A 21,849-nucleotide genomic window follows, 5' to 3' on the forward strand; every position below is an offset into this window, starting at 1 on the left:
TTTCCCAGACGGCGTCGGCCCGGAAGGGCTCAGACGTCGGGTACGTCACGCGGGAGATCGCGATCTCCCCCTGGGACACCTCCTGCGAGGACCCCCGCAGATAGGTGCCGTCGACGATCACCTGAGCGACCTGCCGACCGCCGGCGCGTTGCTGTTCGGGTCCCAGATCGTGCGGGTCGATGGTGGTGACCTCGGTACCCGAGTCGGATCCGAACCGGAACTGGGGTCCGGCCGCCGCCGAGGCGCCGGCCGAAACCTGTCGTCCTGCCGTCGTCGCGTGTGCCAGCTGGCCCTGGGAATACTGCTCGATCTCGGTCGGCTGGCCCTCCGCGAATGTGGCCACGGGCACCGGGTTGTATCCGCGCAACCTCACGGTCATCGCGGACTTCCACCCCCTGACCTCCGGCAGCGGCACCACGAGCCCGGCCGGGTCGGTGAGGTGCCCGAAGGCCGCCGCCAAGGCGTTGGCCCTGAAGACACGGGTCAGCTGGACCGGCCAGGCCTCCTCGCGATCCGCACCGACGGGCAGCCGATGTACCGAGGAGTACAGTCGCCCACCCAGCATCAGCACGCGGTCGGTGGCGAGGAACGCGGGATACAGACCCGAATCCCCCTTGGCGAAGTCGAACTGCGGCTCGCCCTTCGGCCAGCTCCGCAGGTACCGGACATCATCACCCGCTTCGACCCGCTCCTCCCGGGTAGCCGGTTCAGCCGGCGCGTGTGCCCGGGCGACCACCATCTGGGCGACCAGGTTGCCGGGCTCGTCGAGCCAATAGGTGAGTGCCTTGCGCGGCCGGTCCACCGGCGCGACCGACAACTCGTAGGCCACGTCGTAACGGTGTTCGTCCACGATTCCGACGTTTTCCATGCGCCGGTAGCTCTTGGCGACGCCTGTCAGCCCGCGTCCGCTGGAGGAGCCGTACGCGCCGTGCAGCCGGACCGCTCCCAGCTGCAACCGGGCCTGGGGACCCCCGTCGACGCGTACCGCCGCACCGAACCCGAATTGCCACTGGCTGACGCTGTCAGTGCCTCCAGTGACCGTCTCGCCCATCACGGCACGCCGGTTGACCGACGTGTCGTAGAACGCCGAACCGCGGTGTTCCAGCAAGTGGGCTCTCACCTTCAGGCGGTACTCCCGCCCGCCCACCCGGACGTTCTGGTGGACACCGGTGAGCAAGTCGGCCACCTCGACGCCCTCAAGCGCGGGCCGACCGAAGAAGCTCGACAGCTGACCATCCACCGGGCCCCAGTCGAACTTGGCCCCCGCGGGAACGGCGTCGTGCAGGAGCACTCGGAAAGACTCCTCCACCTTCTCGGCGCCGGGCAGCGCCGCGGTGGCCGCGTAGCCGGCCCCACGGCGGGCGGCCAGAGCCAGGGGCTCGGGCGCCGATCCGCCGACGTGAGCCGGCGTTCCCTCCTCCCGAAGTTGCTGAAGTCGCAGTGCCGTTCCGCCGGCATCGACCATCCTCGTCTTCAGCCCGGACTCCTGCAGCAGCTGCCTGACATGAGGCTGCCCCACGACGGGGGACACCCCGGCAGTCAACGGCGCCAGCAGTTCAGAGCTGCGCACCTCGCCGAGAACGGCCTCCTCGAACTGCCGAGCCCCTCGCCACGGCACGCCCGCCTCGCCGTACGTCTCGACCCGGACTGTGCTCAGCCGGGGATGGGTCGTGCTCTGCCACTCCAGCGACAGCTCGACTCTCGCCTGGTACCTAGCCATCACCTCCTGACTCTTGAGGATGGTGTGGTTGAGCGTCTGGCTGGTCAGAGACTGCGACCATTTCGACTCCGAGGTGTAGGAAGCGGACAACCACGGAAGCACGCCCTTCAGGCGCGGGTGCTCCTGTGCCGGATCCGCCACTCCGGCCACATTGCCGACCGCGGTCACGGTGGCCGCGCTCTTGCCGCCGTGCTCCTGGACGATCGACAGGCCGACACCCAGATCCTCACGGATCGTGGCCTTGGCGGGGGCGCCGATCAACTGCAGGTCGACGAAGTCTGCCTTCGCCCGGAAATGCCCGTGGAACCCGCCCAGCCCCGGAACGCCCCTCGTGATCGGTACGGAGACGTCACCGCCGGTGAGCCACCACCGGCTCCGGTTCCGGACCGCCGGCTCGGTCAGCCACTGCATGCTGTCGCGAACCACCTCGACGGCCGTCTTCGGCCGGACCCCGGCGTGGAGCAGCGCCCTTGTGAGCCCGTCGACAAGGTGGGTCATGTCGAGGCTGTCGAGCACCTCCCCGGCCAACCGGTAGCGCCGGGGCCCCCCGGCCGCGCCGGCCTCCGTGGCCACCGCGCTGCGGCTGGGGGTGACAGGCAGCGGATCCAGTTCGAGGCGGGGCTCGGCGGGACGAGCACGAGCCGCCGGGAACTCGACCAGGATCCGGCGCGGCACGGAAGGCGTCGTGGTCGCAGTCTGCTCCACACCGTCCACGGACAACCTGAAGCGCAGATGCGATCCGAAGCCAACGGTACTGTCAACGAACAGTTTGCGTCCGCTGATGACGCTCTGTTTGACCCCCCACTTCGCCGAGCTCGCAGAATGCACGTCGAGCTGTGGTGCACCGACGACCGCCGTGGACGCGGCCACACCGGTGAGCCGTGCAGCGAGGAATATCGCCAGATCGGCGCCTTGGATGCGTTCCTGCGCGTTCTCCACGGTCAGGGACGTCGACGCGAACCGAACGGTGTACCTGCGGACCTTGTCCTGTGCCACCTCGTCTACGGGCTGCGGCTCGTGCAGTTGCGGCTGCAGCCACCCCACCCGGCCGTCGGGAAGCAGGAAGTGCTCCCCGCGCTCCAACCATTTGCGCCAACCCTCGAGATCAGCCGAGAGCAGCATGGCTGCGATCCGCTCCGTGACCTCTTCCCGGATACCCGGGAGGGTGAATGCGCCGGCCGCACGCCGAGCGTGGCTCACTGCCTCTTCCGGATCCCACTCCTCGAGACCGCGCAGCGTGTATTCGCCGAGCATCCCGTGCTCGATGTACCACGGCGCGAGGTTGGACTCAGCGGTGGCCGCCTGCTGAGCGCGCCCCGGGTCTGCGGCCTCCGGCATTGCCGCGTGAGCCTCGCCGTGTGCTGCTGTTCCGATCCCGTGGTTCGGCGCATCGAGGGCCGCGGCGTTTTCGTGCAGGACGCTGTCGCGCGGCACGTCGGGCTCGTCCGCGAGCCTGGTGGCCGGATGGGAGTCGGCGGGACCCTCGTGCGCACCGGTGCTGGTCGCGGGCGCAGTCGCCGGGTCCGTGGCCGCCCTGGAAGGCGACGGATCGGTTTCCGGCAGCCGGGACGCCTCCCGGGTTGCGCCGGCGGGTGCATTCGGCCTGGCCACGGCAGGAGGTGAGTCGGTCGTCTCCAGAGGCCCAGAGGAGACCGGCGATCCGCCGCCGTCGGTGACGTCGGCCTCAACACTCGTGCTCCGCAGGCTGAAGCGGATGCGATCGCCGTCCATCAGCAAGGTGACGTGGGGCCGTTCGGCAGTCGCGTCCACGTCCCGCGAGGCCGTATGGAGCCGGGCCGTGCCGTCGGCCTGAACGACGGTGATATCGATGCCGTAGGTGTGGGCCGTCAGCAGCGGCAACATGTCGACCAGGCGATCACGGCCGCCGGAGCGGCGCAGTTGCTGCGCGGTGAGCACGGCACGCTGGCGAGGTGTGAGCTCCGAGTCGGCGGGCAGTACGCCCTGCCCGCCGGCCAGGATGAATTGTGTCAGCTGCCCGGGTGGGAGGGCGACCCCGGCACGGGCGAGTTCTTCCTGGGTCCAGGTGTCGCTGAGGTCAGGGGCGACCAGGGAGAGCAGGTGGGAATCGTCCGGCAGACTCATCAGCCTGTCGGCGATCTGACCGCGCAACCGGTCGTCGGTGGCGGGCGCCGTTCGTGTGTTCCCCGTCTCCGCGGTGGCGCGCTCCACGACCAGGCGCAGGGTGTCGGCGAGGCGGTCGCGGGCACCGTCACCGTGCTGCGGGACGGTTTCGAGGATGAGTGGTGCGCCGTTGCCAGGAGGCAGCAGAAGGCTTGGGTCACCGCTGACAACGGTATAGCGGTCGGATCCGCGCCGGAGGGGGCCGGCGGGGGCGACGGTTCCTGCGTCAAGGGCCCCGGACGTCGGTGCACCAGCGTTCGGATGAGGTTCGGTGGCAGTAGCCGCGGCCGCGTTCTTGAACAAGACCGGAGTGACGGGTACGCCGACCCGCTCGCTGATGCGCCGGGCGGTGTTGGCCAGCCACCGTTGCGCGTCCTCCGGGGCGATGGCCGGCCGGATCTTGTTGCTCATGTAGCGGCCGGACTTGTCGTTGAGTTCCCACTTCCCCGCAGCGGAGTTGTAGGAGAGCTCGCCACTGATCCGCGCGGGCCGGAGGACGGTGCTTCCGTCAGCCCGAAAGCCGACGGCGACAGTCGGGTGGCCCTGCCCCTCGATCGCCGCCTTGAGTTGCTCCAGCGTCAGGTCCTTCTCGACCCGGCGCATACGTGACCAGAGTTCGTGGATCTCGTCTTCCGACGTGACGGAAAGGACCCGTTCGCTCCCGATGCTGATCTGTCCGTCCTCGTCGACGGCGTAGTGCCAGACGCCGTCGGTGCGCTCCAGCAGGGCCGGATCGAATTCCTCGAGCCGGTGCCAGAGCGGGTTGAGGCGCACCTGCGTGGCGTCCTGCCGGTCGCGTTCCTGCTCCCTGACTTTCTTCGGCCCCGCAAGGGGACCGTAGGCGCGGTCCAGCTCCTCGGTCCCGGCGCCTGCCACGAACGCGCCGTGGCCGATGACCGGTTGTTCCGCGTCCTTGGCGAGGATGGTCATGCCCAGGGTGGAACTGAGGGTGTCCGCGGCGTTTCGCACCCACCGGCTCACGGTTGAAGGTTCGACTCCGGGGCGGACGGCGGGGCCCACGTAGCGGCTGGACGCGTCGATCGTCCACTGCGCGGTGAGGGGATCGCGGAACAGTTCGCCACCCACGCGGGCGGAACCGACGACCGTGGCCCCGGTCCCGTTGAAGCCGGCCACGATGGTCGGCACACCCTGGTCGTTGAGCAGTTCCTTCAGGTCCTGCATCGTCAAGCCGGGATCCGTGGTCCTCATCGCATCGAGGAGCTGCAGCCGCTCCTCTTCTCCCGCAATGGACCAGACGTCCTCGCTGCCGATGAAGAACCGGCCGTCCTCGTCGATCGCGTAGAGCCATACGCCGCCGCGCTCCAGCAGGGCGGGCTTGAAGTCCTCCAGCGGATACCACAGCGGGTTCAACCGCACCAGCGGCGGGACCGAGTCGTCCTTCTCGCCGGGCTTCACCGTCTCCGGCGGCACAGCGGGCCCGAACAGTTCGTCCAGCGAAGGGCGCGTCCCGGTCCCGTTCTTCGAGACAGAGTCGGAGACAACGGCACCGGCTGAATCAGATGGATCGCCGATAGCGGGAGTTGGGGGACGGTGATCCTTGCCGGACGTCCACTCAGCCAGCGTCGATTCGAGTTGCTCGATGAGTTCCGTGTTCGAGGGCACCGACGCTCGCGCGTCGCCCAGGGCCCGTGCCAACCCAGCAAGCATCGCGTCATCCGTATGCGCCATCCCGATGAAGGGGCCAGGAGCATTTCGATGGCGGTTCCCTCCGCCTTCAAGTGGTCCTCGATTGGGGTACACGGTGCCTGGTCCGGTGCTTCCGACTCCATGAGCAGAATTGCCGGGGCTGTTCGTTACCGTCTGTCCCCTCTGAGTGTGGGTGGGGAGCTGCTCGCTATATGCACCGGCCCGTGAACCTCTGGGTACTTGGTTTCTGGGTAGTCCATGCTGCGATGGTCGAGTGCCTGTAGGCGTCGAATTGGGATGGTTTTCGAGCGGGCCAGAAGTGGGCATTTCCATGCGCCCGAGCTGCTCGGTCAAGGCTTGCATCTGTGGCTGCGCCGCACCGGAGAGTGAGTCGAGCGCGTTCGAATGTGTGTGAGCGCGTTGGCCACTCCCGAAAGCCTCTGCCATGTCCTGGGCTACTTGAACCGCGCGCCGCGTTGGCTGAGACCTGTTCTGGTCCCGTCCCAAAACAGAGGTGACGACATCCACCACATTCCCGTGGAGCTCACGGTAAGATCTAGCCTCGCGCGAGAGATGTCCGGAATCACTTGGGGGAGCGATGTGGTATTCGCTGACAATCGCTTCTGCCTGCTGACGAAGCCGATTTACATCCAGATTATCGCGAATATATTCGCGCGCGAAACGGATTCGGTCGGACCATTCCTGCAACGTCTCCGGGGAGGGCTGGGGGTAGCGGTCACCACCGGTACGTGAACTAGTAGCCTCCATCGTGTCGGCATCCCGAAGCGCACTTGACTCCATTCGGTCGGCCCCCTGCGGTCGCACTTGCGCCGGAGACCTCCTGACGTGCTCCGGATTCCCGGCAAGCTGGTGGAGTACGTAGCGTTCTAGCTGCTGTATCGCGATTTCGCGCTTACTTCCTTGATGATGATCACGCCATTCAGTGACACGGAATAGGATGTCTTGAAGGGTCGCCATATTGGCGGGCTGGTCGAGTGCCTTCTTGACGGCAGCGTCGACTTCCTTTAGGTTGGTGCGGGTTCTTAGTCCTGGCAAAGCTGAAATCGACTTCCAGTTGCGCATGGCTTCGGGCGGCGGCCAATTTGCCGACTCTCCGGTCAGCGCCTCCAAGAGAGTGGCCCGGTCGTGCATCGCTTGAGCCCACGGTCGCTTGACGCGTTCCCAAGAACGACCGGCATGGTCGAATAGATTCAGGGTGTAGGCGAACTCGGTGAGATCGGCATCCATTTTCCTCAATGCGGACGCAGCGTGCGCGCGCTCCTGTCCCAGCACCCCATGCGCCGTTCCTCCCCTGCGGTCGTTCAAAACACTACGCACCAGAGGTCCGACAGATTCCCGCTTGAGAAACTCGAACCCCAAAGCTCGCTGATGGTGGGCGATGTTTAGTTCACTCGTGATCCGCAGCAACCGTTCCAATGATCCGATGAGCTCGTTTTCCGCAAGTCCCGCCTGTAGTTGGTGGAGGCGAGCATGGTGGACAGGATCTAGCGTGGCTCTCTGGGCCGAGCCTTCGTACCGCGTGTGGACACGTCGCCTGAGTGCCTCATATTGCTCGCGAGCTTGATTGACGCCATGCACGTCCGCGAGGTTTCGCAGTTCGACAAGCGGCTTTCCGCCGTCGAGATTTTCGAAAATTGTCGCGATTCGCATTGCCTTTTGTGGCACGAATCGCTCCGGGCGTCGCTTTGTGAAACTATTAAGGTAATCTCGAGCGGTGGCGCCAATATAATCGAAACCGGCCTGCAGCGGGTCGCGGGAGTATCGTTCGCTCAACGCGCGTTTGGCATATTTAGAGAATTCGCGGAGGATGTGATCCGAGTTTCTGTCAAGAAAATCGTGGGCACGAGAAGACAGGGCGTTCTTTAGTATCCATGGGTCGTGTCTAGACGCGACGAATGTGTAGCTCTTAAAGAACTGTCCACCCTCCTTTCCGGCGATCTTGTCATCCTCCATGTGTGCTGATGTGATGGCCTGGAGGAACACCAGTAGGAGCAAGCCGGCCACGGAGCGGTACTCGGGGTCGTCCAAAGTCTCCCAAGCGACCCACGGGTTAGCAAGCGTTGTCCTGTGAACTGTCGAATAAAAGAGTGCCGCCACTTCCTTAGCGAAGGCCGCGCCCACTTCCGCATCGACATGGGCGGTATCGGCGCTTTTTACTGACATTGCTTTAACGTCATTCATGATGAAGTCAAGCAGTTCGGAGGCGGGCATGCCCACCGTCCACTGCGCAGAGAGACTGAGTTCCCTACCGGGTGCAACCTCCAAGAGCCCCGCATCGGCGTGCCGCAGAGGAGTGAATCCGTTTTGGCGTCCAAACAGGTACTTGATAGCTGTTCGCCGCCGCAAGGTGTCCATTACGGTTTCGAGCGACTTCCATATCGCCTGCTCCGACACGCCGTCTGTCTCGCCACGGAAAGCAATCGGCGCTCCGACAATCTCAAGTGTCGTCGGGGCATCAGGTCGCAATCTTTCTGCGGTCAAGGTGACTACACCGTTTCCGGCCAGCTGATCGCCGTGCCAGAGATCTCGGTCTAGGACCCACTCGGTCTCGAACTCGGGACCCATTTTTCCGTAGTGAGATTCGTAAGCGTTTGAGTTCCCCAAGCCCGGAATTCTCCGGTGCTCTTCCAGAATTCTCCCAAACACGGGAGCAGAAGACTCCCTCGCGCCACCGAGCAGTCCGAGCGGCCACTTGCCTGACAACCAACGGACCGCAAGCCGGCCAGACAGCGCGTGCAGTGGATAGCGCCACTTGTAGGCGTCAGGTGCCTCGTCATATAGCTCCGTGACCTGCTCGATGCTCGGACGCTCCTTTGAGCGCGATGGGTCCAGCTTGTCCAGTTCCGCCAGCACGACCCGGTACACATCATTGAGGTCGGTGACCGCCCGCGCCGCGGTGGCGGAACCACCTTCCTCGTGCCGTTCGCCGGCCGACTGCGACGTGCGGGCACGTTCCTTTCCCTTCGACTGGGGGATGTCACCAACGCCCGCGCCTGTGGTGCCTGTTGTCTCCCCTTCTGGATGTACATGCGACGTCACGACGACCGTGTGCGGAGCGGCTCCGGAAGACCGCAGGTGGTTTCCACCCGTGAAGGCCACCTCCACCGGTGTGCCGACCGGATACGCCACCGGTGGATCAAGCTTGCCGGGAGCAACCGAGGAAGTGATCCCGATGTGCCGCAGGGTGGCGGTGAGGGGAGAAGGCTCGTTCTCTGCCCTCGGATGCATCTCGACATCGATCACCGCTCGGTCGCGCAGCACCCTGGCCGGACTGTGCAGCGTCGGAACAGAGCCATCGGGGAACGCGCGTCCGCGATTATGGCCGCTCACCGTGAACTGACTGACGTGGAGAGCACCGCCTCGCCCGGCGGTCTTGCTCTGCAGGTCCTGAAGACTCCGCTGGAGCTCCATCCGAAAGGCGCTGGTCAAGGCTTCCAGCCGGGCATCCGCCTGCTTGTGCGCGAGCCGCTCACGGCGTCCGGGGATCAGGGAACGTGCGCTGTCGCCACCCGCCGACACGCGAACGGCAGGCAACGGGCGGCCATTACGGAAGCTCCACAAGGCCACGCGTGCCACCCGGTGTGCCACAGACGCGACCTTCAACTGGGCTTCGCTGGGCAGTTGCTCGCTGTCGCTGCCGAAGTCGATCCAGCGAGACGACTCGGCGACCTCCCCATGGGCACCTAGCACCACGGCGGTCAGAGGATTGACCACCTCTCCCGAAGTTTCGTGCTCCCGCAAGCCTGCCATCTGATCGTGGAAGGTCGCGTGCTCCTTGCTGACGAACCTCATATGCCACAGATGGCCGGGCGTGGTCAGGTTCCCCCGCTTGCTCGAGAGCACGCGGAGCGTCCGTTCGGCGGTAAGCGCGGCGGACTCAACGGCCCGCTGCGCCACCTCGACCGCTTCACGGCCGCCATCTTGACCGTGCACCGTGCCGAGTGCCGCCCTCGCGTCACGAAGGCCAATTAGCGCAACGGCGGCGTCGAACTCGGCTGCCGCCAGGGCTCGGCCGTCATGCGGGCCAAGGTTCTTCTCCCGCGCGCGGCTGTCCCGGATGGCCTCCAGCCGATCACCGATGAGTTCCAGGTTCCGTGAGGCGGCGAGTCGAAGCGCACGGTTGGTGGGGGCGTGGCGGTTGTAATTCTCAAGCGTCACCTGCGTCCTGCCGTCTTCGCTGTCGAGGACGACCGTCGCATAGTGGTAGCCGAACGGGTTCTCGATCGGGTGGAACGCCCCCGCGTGGTCCTGGAGGTGGAATGCTCCGTCCGGGCCCGGGCTGCCGATGGACTGGGACAGGTAGGCCTCGCCGACCCGTGCCCAGGCGTTTTGGTTTACGCCGACCTGTGCGGCGGCATTCCGTAGGATCCGCCGCTCAGACGCGAACTCCTGGGCGTTTCCGAGGTATGCGCCATAGGTCCGGCCGGGGAGAGGCGTGCTCGGATCGGCGGCGTTCTCTGACTTGACAAGCTTTCCCACAGCCCAGGACACGCCAGGCGTGGCGGCAGCCGGGTGCTTGCCGTCGGCCACATCGGAGAGGGCTTGTGCGAGGTAGTGCATTTCGCGGACCTTCAGACTATCGGCCGCCTGCATGGGACCGAGGTCGGTACGTCCGTCACTGCCGCGAAAGACCAGATGGTCAGGCATGCCGCCGATCAACTCGCTGGCCAGATCGCGGCACACGTCGGGAGGCGATTCGCTGAACTCCGGCCTGATCGGGTGGAGAGTGCGTTCCTCCCCGTTGTGCTCGAACGTCAGCTTTACACTGAGGTCCAAGGTGAGCGACACACCGCTGTCGGTCTCTCTGAGTGCCGCCGATGCGCGTGCAAAGGCTTCCCGGGTCGCGAATGCCTCCTGGGCCTCTCCCTGTGTGCTCATAGCGAGCGTGCCGTCTGCGGACACGCGGAGTTCCGGGTGCTCGTCAGCTACAACACGTTGGACCGCGGTGACCAGACCGGACCGATCCCCGTCGGGCCGAGTGGCGGCCTTCTCCACCGTTGGGTCATCGGAGAGGAGCATCGGGGCGACGCGCTTGAAGACCGGGCCGGCCGTCTGGTCGCCCGTGCGCTGTATCACGTAGTCCTCGGTCACCCGAGGCCGGTCGTCGATCGTCAGCGCGGCAGGGCGTCGCCCTTGACGTGTGCCGAGGGCCTGCTGCCTGTCCCGCCTGGGCCTTGACGCGTGAGAGGCGGCACCCACAGTCTTGTCCGAATCATGCAAAGTATCCTTGATCCCGGCCTCGACGTCGCCCAAGGCGTCGGTCAGTGGGACACCCCGCTCGTCCATGACCGCAGTGGCGAAGTGCAGCTCCTCGGACCTGCCGTTACCCGAGTTGAGGCGCAGTGATGGTCCGTTGGCTGCTGTGGCCGTCCTAGGCATGAACGTCGTGAATACCCCCGCCTCTGCACCCTGTGCGAAGACGGTCAGCAGCGTTGTTCCGTGAGTCTGCGATGCCCGGAGAGCCACTTTGCCGTTCGGCGCGTGCACGGTGACACCCAGTTCGTCGGCGAGTTGCTGGGCCATGCTCTGTTCGCCGGTCCAGCCCGCCTCGCAGATTGCGAGCACTACGTCGACGGGCCGTTGTGAGAGGTTTCGAAAGATGGGGTCGTGCCGCAGAATTCGGCTGAGCCCGTGTGCATCGATGATCTTCCTTTTACCCGACCGTAGGTAGGACTTGGCCTTGTTGTACTGGCCGTGGGTAGTGACGTAGAACACGGCCCGATCGCCATCACCCCAAGGCGCCGGCTCCTTGCGCCAGCTCAGTGCACCTGGGCGCAACGAGGCATAATGCCCGTCTGCGCCTGAGTAGTTCATCCAGTGAACCTGCCGAGAAGCCCAGTCCTCGGCGTTGTGGAGACTCACGACGCCAGCGGTCGGTCCGTGGTCCACCCGGTTGATTCGCAACCGGCGGATGTCACGGTCACTCAGATTGTCGACCGGAGCATCACCCGGCGCATCGGGATCCACCGGGGTTCTCAATTGACCGGTATTACGGCGACCGGGGAGCACTCTGCTGAACTTGTCGGCGAAGAACAGCCTGAGGCCCTGCCCTGTGTCCCTCAAGCCGCTTTCCGACGGCATCTGATTGATTTCCGAAGTGGCTTGACGCGCCTCCTTCCAATCACTCCACCCCGGAGTGTCATCCGCCTGGAAGATCCCGAATACATTATGAAGATCCGATAGCACGTCAGCCACCCCAGGGCCCCGGTGAATGCGGGGCCCGGGTGTCGGGGCAATTTCCGGCTGCTCGGTATGTTCCGGAGCGGCGTTTCGTTCACGAGCGTCGCCGAGTGCCTTCTCCGAGCCTTGGAGCAACGAATCACTGGAGTCGGTTGTACGGACGACTGGGTCGATGGCAGCGGTGTCGGCGTCTGTGCCGATCGCTCCGCGGTCAGTCACCTCGACGGCGTCGCCAAGGCCGCTGGTGGCGGTTGAGGTGGGCAGGGCTGTGGTCTGCGTGTCGACGGCTGCTTCTTGGTAGGTGGTGGGCACGGGCTTGGGCCCAGCGGGGGATGGTGCCATCCGCACCGATTCCCTTGCAACGCTGCCATCCTGCCGGGATTTAATAATCCCCTCGAGCCGCTCGGCAAGCTCGGAATTGGGGCCACTGCGCGCTTCATTAAGAGCTTTCAGGAGCCCGCTATCGAGGGTGTGATCAGTGAAAGATGGGTACGCCGTGGTGCTGGTTTCGCTGGCGGATCGATGTCCATTGGTGAAGGTGCCGCTCGTGCCATCTTGAAGGATTGCCGGAATATTCAACAGGTCGTCTATGCCCGGGAATTCAGTTCCGCGACTAAAGTGAACTCCATTGATTTCGATATCCGCAGTAGGGCCATCGTGGCTTCCTATGTGTGCGGATCCCAGTTCTATTATATAGCGCCCGGGCGTGCGTTCCTGGTCGCGGTGAATTGCGGATGCGGCGTATGTATTAAGAGTTACAGCCCGTTGGTACGGACTATTGACTCCAGCGTTGCTGGTCATGCGCGCTGGGCGGCCATCCACGCCGACAATTCGAATTCCGTTGGTCAGGGCGGAATGGAGCAGCATCTCCAATCCCTTGCCTGTCAACTGCATATTTGTATCGTAGCGTCGAATGTAGCGCCGGAGCGGCTCGGGCATGTCCCCAGTTTTCAGGAAAATGTCGATGTGAGCCTGGTAGCTGTCGCCGCGAATGCTTTCCAGGTAGAGTGTACGTACGTCGGCGTTTTTAATGTGCTCCATATTGGAGGTCAAAAAATTCCACAACGGAGACCCCGAGTGGATTCCGCCGATCGCTACGCCGGGATATCCCTGCAAGGCGACACGCAGGGCACTCGCCTGATCTCGTTGCTTGAGCGCGTATTCCACCCTCTGATGCCGCTCACGGAGCGTTTTCCCCGAGGCTTGGTAGTGCTCTAGCCTGGAGCGGGCCTGCTGCACGAGTTGCCGGTCGCGTAGATCCTGTGTTTCCCAATAGTGACGAGTTTGTTCGTCGCTCCTCCCGGCGGCCTCCAGGGCCTGTGCTCGCGAAGTCAGAGGCGACGAGCTGATGATTTCCCGGATCGAGGAGCCAAGCACATGCGCCAGTTCCGGACTGGTCTCCATGAGTGTCTGAGGATCTAGGGATATATCAAGACGCTCCTTCTCTATGTCAAGGAGTGTCGATCCGCCATCAATCTGGACCGCGCTCACGACTTCATTCCAGGAGGCTGCTGTCAGCTGATTCGAAGTACGCATTGGCTTGCGTGATTTGCGACTGCCGCGGACTCTTAGCGAAGGACCTTGTGGGGACAAGTGCAAGTCTGGGTGGCGGCCCGTGTGTGAAACCCGTGTACTCGGTCCAGACAGACCAGACGTTCCGGTGCTTTTGGGAGCGCCCCCAGGCAAAGCCATTGCTGCCCGTTCGGCATCGTAGGCAATCACTCGAGCCACTTGTTCTGCGAGTCGAGGTAGATTACGGAGAGCCGCTCCATCGATTCTATCGATGGCTGCGGTTATGTCCTCCTCCGTGGCCGATTGAGAGGAGGTGCCGGGAAGTTTACGCAAGGCGCTGTCGACCCAGGCTTTCAAGTCGCCGAATGAATATGCCGACGAATTGAGGCCGAGCTCACTGTTTGCGGCAGTGCCGGCGGGAGTGGCACCGATGGCCGGAATGGAGAGATCGTCGAGGTCGATGGCGTGGGGGGCGCTCTTGAGGAGCGAGGTGAGGTGGGTGGTTGTGATGGCGTCGGTGGGGAGCCCGGTTCTGTCGGCAGCGATGTCGCGGATGAGTTCGGGGGAGAGCTGCCGACCCTTGAAGGGGCTGTCGCCGTAGAGGTCTCCCTTGTCGGTGAGTGCGTGGAGTGCTAGCAGGCCGTGCTTGAGGCTGCTGAACTCCGGTGAGGACTTGATCGCCGGGCCGAGGAGCCGCTCAAGGGTGCCGAGGACGGGGTCGGTCGGGTCGAGCGCTGGCCTGTCGGTGGGGTCGGTGTGTGTCGCGACCGTGTCACCGGCGGAGTCGGCTGGTGTGCTGACCGTGGTTTCGACTGTTACCTGTATGGGGGTGTGGCGGGTGGCGCGCTCCTTGAAGGGGCTGAGGCCGAAGTGGGACAGCGGGCCGGACAGCACGTGGCGGATGCTGTTGAGTGCGTTGCCGGCGGAGGTGGTGAGCGATCGCCACACAAGGCGCGGGTGTGTGATTGCGTCGAGGAACGCCCGAGGCTGGCCCGGCTGGTGGGGGAGTGGAGGCAGCGGCTTGTCGAGTCCAAGCGGGTCGGCGGCTGCTGTCTGCAGCGCGGATGAGGCCGTTGCCGTGGTTTCGGTTTCGGGGAGAAGCACGAGGAAGACGTCGGCGGTGTCGAAGGCCCGCCCACCGGTGCGGCCGGGGAGGGGGCCTCGTGTTTCAAAGGTGAGGGATGGTTCGGGGACGCCGTGATGCCTGGCAGCGGCCTGAACTGCTTCCTCGAGGTCGTGCTGAGCCGCCGACACGATGGCTGGTTCCGGTCCGTGGTGGAAGTCGTCGAACGGTCGCGGTTCTCGGATCAGTACGCGTGTGTGGTGGCCGCGCCCGTGGCGGCGTTCGGCAGCGGTGTGGCGGACGAGGTTGTCGGCGAACGTGGTGAGCGCCTGCTGGTACCCGACAGGGTCGGTGGTGTTCAGCCCCATCAGTGTGTGAGCGGTGTTGAGGGGCGGTACTTGTGTGTTGTCGAACAGGGCTTCGGGCAGTGTGTAGCCGCCGGTGTCCGTCCGCTCGAGCCAGGACGCGATCTGCCTCGCGATGGGTAGGGCATCGGCGTAGCGGCCGTCTTGGTCGGCCCACGGGTAGGTTCCGTCGTCCGAGGCCGTGTTCACACGGTCGGCGTCCAGGGGAAGCCCCGGAAGTGGCTTGTCCACGCCTCCAACGTTTCGGGGAGCCGTGGTCGGCACACCATCCACCGAAGCGTTCGACGTGGCCACCGGGGCGGAGGCCTTGCTGTCAGCGGGGGTGGAGGCCGTCTCCTGGGCACCCGCGTAGGTGTAGTGGATGCGGTCGCCGTCGATGCGGATGATGGCCCGCGGTCGTTCGGACGTGCCATCGGGAGTGGGGGAGGTGGTGTGAACGAGTGGTGTGCCGTCGGCCCGCAGGACAGTGATGTCCATGTCGTACGTGTGCGCGGCCAGAGCGGGCAGAAGATCGTTGAGGTGGTCCTGGCTGCCGCCCGAGCGTCGTATCTGCGTGGCGGTGAGGACGGCTCGTTGGCGGGGCGTCAGGTCGACGTCGGGGGGGAGTGGGCGCCGCTCGCCCGTCAGGGTGAGTTCGGTTCGCAGGGCTGGCGGGAGAACGACGCCTGCATTGAGGAGTTCCTGTTCGGTCCAGGTGTCGTTCGGATCCGGGGTGATGAAGTGGAGCAGGTCGGCGTCGCCGGGCAGGCGTTCCAGAGCGCTGGCGATGTCCTGGCGCAACTCGTCGTTGGTGAGGGGGACCCGGGTCGTGCCAGGTGTGGCCGGGGTGGTCTGCTGGACGACATGGCGCAGGGTGTCGGTCAGTGTGTGTGGGTCGTCACCGGATCGCGGAGCTTCCTGGAGCGGTAGGGGGGTGCCGTCGGGCGTGAGCAGGAGGTCGGTTTCCCGGTCTCCCGTGCCCGGGATGAATCCATAGCGTTCCAGCGGGGGAGCGCTGCTGGTGGTGGGCGGGTGTGAGGCGTGGCCAGTGGAAGTCGAGGCACTTCCGGGGCCAGTTGCCTGGCGTTGAGTGGGCGTGCTGCTGCCGCCTCGCATGACGTAGAAGTCGCCGTGCAGCAGGTAGGTGGCAATCAGGCCTGCCCGCTGCCTGAGGGGCCGGTAGGTGTCGGAGGGGAAGTCCGGAAGGTTGTAGACCCTGCTGATGTCGGCGACGGAGTATGCCGTGAAGGAACGGTTGTCGTTCTCGCTTGTGGGGCGTGTGAGGGTCCTGAGTTCCTTGTGAACCTCGTCGACCAGTGCATGCCGGTCGGCTTCGGCCAGGTCGTCCCAGCGAGTGGACCCTTGAGCGGTGTCCTTTGGAGTGTCGTTTCCCGTGTGGGGTACTGGAGCGGTTTCCGCCTCGTGATTGCTCACGGTGACCAGGCCGGTCTCCGGGTGAGCGTCGGGGGTGCCGTCGGCGGAGAGGCTTGGGGCGGATGCCTCGGAATCCAGGTTCTCAAGGGCGGATGGCCCGTCGGTCGTGCTCTGCGTCGAGAGCCCGGGAGCGTCGGGCGTGTCATGGTCCTGGCCGGGAGTTGCGGGTCCGGAGGTCGTGGGCACACGGCTGTCGGGGCGTGCGCCGGAAATGCCGGCCCCATCGCGTCCGCTGCCTGCCGCGATGGTGGACGGTGTCGAACTGGGGGTGGCGGAGTTGGTCCCGGTGCCTGTGACGGGCGTGCCGCCGGCCGCAGAGGTCCCGGCTGTGGTTGCGGCCGCGCCTGCCTGCGTGACGGTTGTGGGCGCTGGGGGAGCGGCTTGGGGCACGTTGCCCGCTTCCTCGCCCAGGGAAGCGGAACTGTCGTTCGAGTCGGCCTCCGGGTTGGCCCCGGTGCCCGTCGTTGCGTGGATGCCGTTCCCTGGGACAGCTGAACCGGTGGCCGGCGCGCTGTTGACCCCGCCGGTGGATGAAGGCGAGGCAGCGGACGCGAATGAACCGGAATTCGAGACTCCGGGATGCTGCTGTGCCGCGGGCCCTCCGGGGCGGGAGGCACCGCCGGAAAGGCTCCCGGTCTGCGCGACCGGGTCGGGCGAGTTGCCGGACTCGACGTTGGGGCGGTCGGAGTCCGGTCGGTCCGATGTCTGGTGACCTGAGGGCGAATGGCCAGTCCCCGGTGCGGGTACGCCGCCGACTGACGATGCTCGCGGTGGGGCCGAGGCAGCGTGCTCCGGGGATCCGGCACTGACAGGTGCGCTGAGCGAGGGGGCCGCGCCCGAACTGTCGGCATCCGAAGGACTTGGGGCGACCGAGTGTCCATCTGTTGCGTTGCCTGGGTTACTGACGACGCCACCCGTGCCGCCCGCGTCGGCGTTCTGGGTTCCGTCGACCGGCCGTCCCTGGGTGGTGGGCGGTCGCCCGGCGGTGCCGGCAGTGTTGCCGGAGTGGCCGTTGGTGGTGCTTCCCCCGAGTGTGGGAGGTGTCGCCGAGGGCGTTCCGCTGCCCGTGTTGGCACTGCCGGATGGCGAGGACGTGTTTGCGTTCGCACTGGTGCTCGTACCCGCACTCTGGGTGCTCTGCTGCCCGTTGGCGGGGCGGTCGCCCTTGAAGTGATTCACGACGGAGCCGAAGCCGTGGCTCAGTCCTTCGGTGACCTTGTCACTGACAGCGGAGCCTGCGAATGTCATCCAGCTCCAGTTGTAGGAGCCGTGGACAGCGCCCATGACAAGGAACTCCGCGGCGGTTTCCGAAAAACCGCCGTTGACGAAATCCCCGGTGTGGTCGGCGAGGCGTTCTATATTGTTGGGCTTTTGTGCGCCAGGAGACGTGCTGCCGGGGGTTTGATTCCGCGTGATCGGTCTGGGAATCGAGTGAGCGTTCTTGAACGGAGAGATCGAGTTTCCGTCCTTGATCCATCCCTTGATGTTCCTGCCTGCGCCGCCCATCGCGCTGGCGATTCCGTCGGTGACGAAACCGACGAGACCCGAGACGCCGACGTCCTTCCAGTTGATACCGTTCGGGCGGTGGCCACCCGGGCCGCCGATTCCGATCAGCAGCAGTCGAACGGCCAGCGTCTGGAACATCTCCTCCAGGGCGCCGCTCACACTGGGCATGAACCGGGTTCGCCTACTCAGTTGGTCAAGCAGGATGAGAATGCGGGCCGTTGTGCGGGCCCGCTGTTCCTCCATGACGGCAGCCGCCCACCCGAAGCTCACATAGGAGAGTGCGGCGAGGATGAGCAGCGTCAGCAACAGCATGATCAACTCGAGGATGATCCCCCATTTGGCCTCGGTTATGTCCAGTGAGTCCTGAATCCGCCCCTTTCCGATTTTGTCCATTTCGCGGCCGAATTCCTCGAGGTAATTCCTGCCGCCATCATTGATGATGGGATTGATGGTGTCGTAAAAACCCCGGGTGACCTCCGGCGGCAGGCCGGATCCCACATGCTTTGCCGCATCGTCGATTGCCTCGACAAGCCTCGTGCCGAACCCGTGCCCGAGCTCCTGATAGCCAACGGCCTGGTTGTAGGCCTGATCTTCGTTGGCGCTCGGCGGCAGCTCACCTATGAGAATGAAGAAAAGGGCATTCAACTTGGGGTCGAACTCGATCGGCACTGGAATCCGAACCTAACTGCGGAATTACGGCAATCGTATGGAAGGAATATTTTCCCGGTCTGCCGGGCGTTGCGCAGGCATCGTCCGGCAGATTGAAATGAGATCAGCCGTGTCGGGAGCAGGCCGGATTTCGCCTGCCGGACGATGACTAATGTCGCGAACTATTGATCGCGTCTATGTTGTTGCGCTGGGTGATGTTGATGTTGTCGAGGCTTGTTGACACACCGTCAGCCAGGCCGACCAGGACGCGGAGGATATCGTGCATACTGGATTGGGTTGCCCTTCGCGCCTCTCCCTCCACCGGCCGGGCTTGACGCGAATATTCATCGGACCCGCTCCCCGGCCAGTTGCTCGAGTCGTTGAGTACGTCAGAACCCGATCTGACGATCTCCGTGACTACCGATCGGATTGTCTCTATGTACTGTGTGCCGCTCTGCAAGTTGCTCGGTATCGCCTGATATGAACTACCGGTATTAGGCATTTCCGTCCTCCGGATCGTCGGTGATCTCGTCCCGGACCCGGGACTTCTGTACGGCCTCGGCATCAGCGCCGTCTTCGACCAGCGGTCCAAAAAGCCTGGACCAATCAACATTGACGCTGCCGAGTTCGGGCGCATCGAGGGGAGTCGTCAGTGGCTCGAACAGGCTTTGCACCTGATGTGCCATCCGCGTACGGGCCAGGGCCGCGGCTTCGAGAACCGAAGCCGCGAGGTCGGCGGCCGACATGGCGCGGTATCTGCTGTCGGGGAAACGCACGTTGACCAGTTCACCCTGCCCACCGATGGTGACCTCGACCGAACGGTCCTTGGACAAGACCGTGTGATGGGTAGAGCGCAACTGCGCTTCCGCGTTCGCCACCGCCTGAGTGGTGGACTTGAGAACCTCCGTCAGTTCGGCGATGCGTTCCGCGTAGCTGGCCGACAGGGGATTACCTCTCCCCGCACCCGACCCATCCTGCTGCCGGCCGTGTTCCTGACCATCCGGTGACGTTCCGATGTCGCTCATGCGATCACCGTCGGCGCGCCGCCCTGCTCCGTACCCCATACATCCTCACTCTCGGCGATCCAACTCTCGCGCGTACGGTCGCCGCTCTCCGTCTGTTGCGGCTGGCCGCCGCCCCCCATCGGAGGCGGGTACATGGGTGCCTGCGCCGCGGTGCTGGAAGTCGCTGGCCGGTTTCTGATCGACATGTCCTCCTCAACCGACGGCATCGAGACACCGGGCCTGCGGGACACCAGCGCATCCGGGGAATTCCGGACTCGCTCGTCGAAACCACCCCCGCCCTGTCCCGGAGAGCTCATTGACGCAGGCATCATGGGCAGGCTGTTGAGAGGCGTGCCGCGGCTGATGCCGCCGACCCCGGTGCCGGTCCCTGGCTCGCCGAGACCCGTGTTGGAGAAGGGGGAGTCGTCGTAGTCGAGGAACTCCTCGCCCCATGTCGCACCGGGAGAGGCAGTGTGTGTCGGGAGCTGGTTGAGGGGGCTGCTGTGACCCGCGCCGGGAAGCCCTGCGGGCGAGTTCGCCGAGTCCGGGAGCGGGTTCGCCGGACTGCCGGTCGGCACGCCGTGAGCGGGGTCGAGATCCAGGTCGTGGGAGTTGCCTTCCGGGTCGGTCACGTGCAGCGAGCCGTCGGAAGGGTCGAAGGTCTGTGAACTACCGTCCGGGAACTCGGTGGTCAGCGTTCCATCGTTGTTCAGGTGGGTCGTACTGCCATCCGGATTGGTGAACGTGTCGCCGGGATCCAAGTGGTGGGTCGAGGAGTTGCCGTTGTGGTCGACAACGGTCAGATTCCCGTTGTGTGGGTTGAAGGTGCCTTCACTGCCGTCCGGGTAGGGGATCGTGAGCGATCCGTCGTCGTTGAGTTCGGGAGCGTTCGGCAGAGGGAAGATCTCCCCCTCGTCGCCGCTGCCCGGAAGCCCCGGCAGATTGGTCGGTGGCTTGGGCAGGCTTGAGGCGGGAGGTGTGCCGATCGGAAGATTGTTCAGCGGAAGAGGGGCGACTGGGGATGCCGTGTTGCCATCGGTTCCTGTGCCCGCGCCGGCCGGGTCACCGAGGCCCAGATCGGGGAGGTTGTTGAGGGGGGATTCGGTGTTCCCGCCGGGGCCTGCTGTGTTGCCGTCGCCTCCTGTGCCTGCGTTGGCCAGGTCGTTGTCTGCTCCCAGTTCGTTGAGGTCGTTGAGGAGCGAATCGGTGTTCCCGCCGGAGCCCGCTGTGTTGCCGTCGCCTCCTGTGCCTGCGTTGGCCAGGTCGTTGTCCGCTCCCAGCTCGTTGAGGTTGTCGAGGAGCGATTCGGTATTCGCACCTCCAAGCCCGTCGTTGAGGCTCTCAAAAAACTCGTTCTGGTTTTTACCGAGGCCCTCCAGGAATTCATTCTGTGCGTTCATGGCATCCGAGTTGTGTTCGTTCAGGGACGTCGTCGCGAAGTCCTGAGACGCTGAAAATGAAGCGAATCCTTGAGGTGTGGGAGCCGCATCCAGCCGATCTAGCCACGAATTCCTCAAGGCGCCGAGTATTTCTTGGGATTTGGCTACGATCGTGGAATTTGTCCATTCATTCCATCGAGTCATTCCCGCGTTCGCCACTTCGACGACAATATTCGGAAAGTTTTCCGGCGTGATTGGGCGGCCGCCGTACGAGGATTGAAACGAGGGGCCTGCCAGGACCCGGTTCTTGTCGAGCTGCGGACCGGCGTGATTCCCTTGAGTCTGCATATGTGCGAGTACGGCATTGGTGTTGTTCCGAAGGAGCCAACCTGAAAAGTCGTTGAGCTCGCGGGTCACCCAGTGCATGGGGTCGTTCTGATTGCCCTGCGACCAGGCGGTCCAGGCGTGCAACATGTCGGATACTGCGAGGCGCAGGTCACTTTGAGCGCCGATGAGGGCGTCACCGTAGTTCGAGGTGGAAGTGTATCCCTCGGTGCTGACGTTTCCTCCGGAAAAGTCGGCACCTCCCAGGTCGTCGGTGGCGTCTCCGTATCTCTTCTGCAAGTTCGTTACAATATTGTTGAAGATTCCCGCCGCCGAACCCGTCCAGGAAGCTCCATCGGAAGCGAACATGTCCGCCCAGCACTTCAACTCCTGCTCGTGGTCGGCGAAAAACTGCTTAGTTCGGTCGAATGCTCGCGCTGTTCTGTCAAAGCTGCCGAAATCCACAACGTCGGCGTCCGCGACACCTGTGCCGTTATAGGCAAAATCGCGACTGTGCCCATACCGCCAGAGGTATCGAAGTGCGGCGTCCCCCCCACTTATCCAGTTCGGGAGATTTCCTGGGTTGCCGCTCCAGGAGGTCCAGGGGTTTTCCGGGTCCAGGCTGAGACGAAATATGAAGCGGACGGTTGCGTGGAATGCTCCGAGATCGGTCGGTGAGCCGGCGTAGAAGGCGAATCGATAGTCCATGTCCGAGGTGTCATTGACGAGGTAGCTGAATGCGTCCTCGGTCAGCGGAGTCACGGAATTTCGTTGCTTCTGTACATCGACGCTGGCGATCACCGGGCTGTCGTTCAATCCTTCCGAGTCGCCGAACAGGTTTCCTCGGGCCGGCATCGGAAATCCGGTGAAGAGATTGACCGCAATTCCCCAGTAGTCGTCGGCTTCGGCGGTCAGTGGCATGAAC

The 21,849-nt window shown here is 64.6% G+C and carries 3 protein-coding genes (1 of these 3 cut by a window edge); all 3 read right to left on the reverse strand.

What is annotated here, in order from left to right; genetic code table 11:
* On the reverse strand, positions 1 to 18,238 hold the 5' portion of the coding sequence (locus tag AB0F62_RS20800) for a hypothetical protein (protein ID WP_361800791.1). 15,215 nt of this gene lie to the left of the window's left edge; the window shows 18,238 of its 33,453 coding nt (coding positions 1-18,238); its start codon is at positions 18,236 to 18,238; its stop codon lies beyond the left edge, outside the window.
* 473 nt (positions 18,239 to 18,711) lie between these two features.
* Positions 18,712 to 19,242, reverse strand: coding sequence for a YbaB/EbfC family nucleoid-associated protein (locus AB0F62_RS20805; RefSeq protein ID WP_361800794.1), 531 nt, complete (start codon positions 19,240 to 19,242; stop codon positions 18,712 to 18,714).
* Positions 19,239 to 21,845, reverse strand: coding sequence for an AAWKG family protein (locus AB0F62_RS20810; RefSeq protein WP_361800797.1), 2,607 nt, complete (start codon positions 21,843 to 21,845; stop codon positions 19,239 to 19,241). Before AB0F62_RS20810 ends, AB0F62_RS20805 begins: the two co-directional genes overlap by 4 nt.
* Positions 21,846 to 21,849 lie beyond the last annotated feature (4 nt).

It is taken from the genome of Streptomyces sp. NPDC026673 (assembly GCF_040638135.1).
GTDB lineage: Bacteria > Actinomycetota > Actinomycetes > Streptomycetales > Streptomycetaceae > Actinacidiphila.

Bases quoted from the DNA above. Each gene is read 5' to 3' on its own strand.
- AB0F62_RS20810 (WP_361800797.1), bottom strand. From the start codon at position 21,845: ATGCCACTGACCGCCGAAGCCGACGACTACTGGGGAATTGCGGTCAAT.
- AB0F62_RS20805 (WP_361800794.1), bottom strand. From the start codon at position 19,242: ATGAGCGACATCGGAACGTCACCGGATGGTCAGGAACACGGCCGGCAG.